The sequence below is a fragment of the Limosilactobacillus viscerum genome (assembly GCF_947387525.1).
GTDB classification, from domain to species: Bacteria; Bacillota; Bacilli; order Lactobacillales; family Lactobacillaceae; genus Limosilactobacillus; species Limosilactobacillus viscerum.
The window spans coordinates 1-2,772 of sequence record NZ_CANDNW010000051.1 but is presented as its reverse complement, the minus strand read 5'-3'; the positions used below and the strand labels follow the sequence as shown (position 1 = coordinate 2,772).

Below are 2,772 nucleotides of genomic sequence, written 5' to 3'. Positions count from 1 at the left end.
AGCTCCATCAACCAATAATCAATTGGTCAGTATTATTTATTTGAGTCCAGTGGCTAACTTATTCTTGAAATTTAGGTAATCTTAAAATAAGAGATTAATAGAATTAGTAGCGCAACTCCAACTACAACTAAGAATAGAGGCATGATTTTCCCTCCTCATAACGTCAAACAATAAGTGCTATAAATAAGCAGTGGTATTACAAAGGACTACCACTGCTTATTTCTAAGGAATAACTTATTTATTATTCTTTTCGGCTAAAGCTTTTTTGCCGGCATTAATAGTCTTAATAATCTTATCAACATCATAAACACAGCCGGCCCATGTACCACCGCCACATGACTCAAGTGCAGCCCAAAGGCGAGTATCATCAGGCAAAGCTGGATCAGGAGCTACCCCTTCATGCATTGGCCGTTGTGCTAAAATTTTTGCCCCTTCTTCAGGAGTTACTTCATTGTCTTTTGTACCAATAAAGTTAATTTTACCTTTAAGATTTACGGTATCTACTTCAAGATCAACGATGTCTCCATCACGCAATTTACCAATTGGGCCACCAGACAAAGCTTCTGGTCCAATATGACCAAAGCAGGCACCGGTTGATACTCCTGAGAATCGTGCGTCAGTAATTAAAGCAACATGCTTACCAAATGACAGTTGCTTAAGAGCTGAAGTTACTTGATAAGTCTCTTCCATTCCAGTTCCTTGTGGGCCTCCACCCATAACAACCATGGTGTCTCCTGGTTTAATTGTTCCTTTAGTCTTCAAAGCATGAACTGCTGCTTTTTCAGAGGTAAATACCTTAACTGGACCTTTGTGACGGTAAACACCATCATCATCAACAACTGATTTATCAATTGCTGTAGATTTAATTACGCATCCTTCAGGAGCAATGTTACCCTTAGGGAAAGTAATGGTTGAAGTTAAGCCACGTTCCTTAGCTTGCTTTGGTGGCATAATAACTTCGTCCGGAGAAATGTGGTCAATTTTTTCAAGACGTTCCCGACATAATTTACGCCGTTCAGAATCTTCCCACCAATCAAGGTTTTCACCGAGTGTCTGTCCGGTTACGGTCATAACATCTTCATGTAAAAGTCCTAACTTGCGAAGATGAAGCATCACTTCTGGAACACCACCAGCTAAGTAAGCACAAACCGTTGGATAGTAAACTGGTCCATTTGGCAGAACACTAACCAGCCGTGGAACTTCACTATTAATTCGTGCCCAATCATCAACCGTTGGAACCTTTACACCAGCTGCTTCGGCTACTGCTGGAAGGTGCAAAAGAAGATTAGTTGATCCACCAAAAGCTGCATGAATAACCATAGCATTTTCAATTGCATCATCAGTGATAATATCTTTGGTAGTTAAACCACTATTAATCATTTCACTCAATGCATAAGCAGAATCCTTAGCAACTTCTTTCCAAACTGGTTGACCTGATGGAGCTAAGGCAGAATGTGGTAATGCAATACCAAGTCCTTCAAAAACAACTTGACCAGTTCCGGCCGTCCCTAAGAATTGACAACCACCGCCAGCGGAAGCACATGCCTCACAACCAAGACGAATAGCCTTTTCATAAGAGAGTTCATTATTAGCAACACGAACCCCAATCGTTTGCACCGTACCTGCATCTTCACCAGTAGTTGGCATTAAAGTAGCACCACCAGGCACTAAAATAGTTGGTAAATCATGCATACTTGCTAACGCCATTACCATAGCAGGCAGCCCTTTATCACAAGCTGCAATACCGATGACACCTTTCCGAGTAGGTAACGACCGGATTTGACGTCTAAATACCATGGCTGCATCATTACGATAAGGTAAAGAATCAAACATACCGGTTGTGCCTTGAGTACGACCATCACAAGGATCAGTTACATAAGCGGCATAAGGCAAGCCACCAATCTTCATAATTTCATCAGCCGCTGCTTTAACTTGCATTCCAAGTTCAAAGTGACCGGTGTGAAGCCCTAGAGCAATAGGGTGACCATCTTCACCACGTTTACCACCCATGGTACTGAGGATCATAACGTCATCGCCATCAAGTTTATCGGCTTCCCAACCCATACCGGCATTTAGGGTCATACCGAAAACATTACCACTTGGTGCTTTAACAAGCTGTTCCTTAGTTAGGGGCAATACACCCTTTGGTGGTTTCCGATGAGTTTCGATTGAAGTAAATAGTGAAGAATCCTGCTTACCAAAAATAGATTTAATACTCATTTTGCTTTTCCTTTCCATTTTCGACCGTAATTATGTCAATGAGTAACATCTATTGGCGGACTTCCACGAATCAACCGGTAAATTAAATTAGCAAAAAAATAAGACCCATTAAAAAACGAATTTAATAAGTAACAAGAAAAATATTGCTTATTAAATTTATTCTTTAATGAGTCTTTAAAGCAGACTGATAGAGTATTGGTTAAACGACAATTAGAAGGCTGGTTTGCCCCCCATCATTTTGAGGGTCATAATATCAGTTATTTCCCTATATTTAGTCATACTTTATCACCCTAAAAAATTATTTTGTATACATCATCACAAATGTATATAGTACTACCTCTTAATAAATAAATTAAGCAGTAATGTTAAATTACAGTTTCATAATACAGCAATTATGTAATCGCTGTCAATAGCAAAAACATACCTTTAAAAGGTAAACAAAAAAGGCTGAGCTTTTTGCTCAACCTTTTTAAGCTTGCGTGGCAACGTCCTATCCTCGCAGGGAGCGATCCCCCAACTACTTTCGGCGTGTTGAAGCTTAACTTCTGTGTT

Annotated in this window: 1 protein-coding gene; it reads right to left on the bottom strand. The window is 39.9% G+C overall.

The window, feature by feature from the left end; genetic code table 11:
• Positions 1 to 234 precede the first annotated feature (234 nt).
• The gene (locus QOS07_RS09105) at positions 235 to 2,220 is read right to left on the bottom strand and encodes a YjhG/YagF family D-xylonate dehydratase (protein WP_283588632.1); all 1,986 of its coding nucleotides are present in this window, start codon (positions 2,218 to 2,220) and stop codon (positions 235 to 237) included.
• Positions 2,221 to 2,772 lie beyond the last annotated feature (552 nt).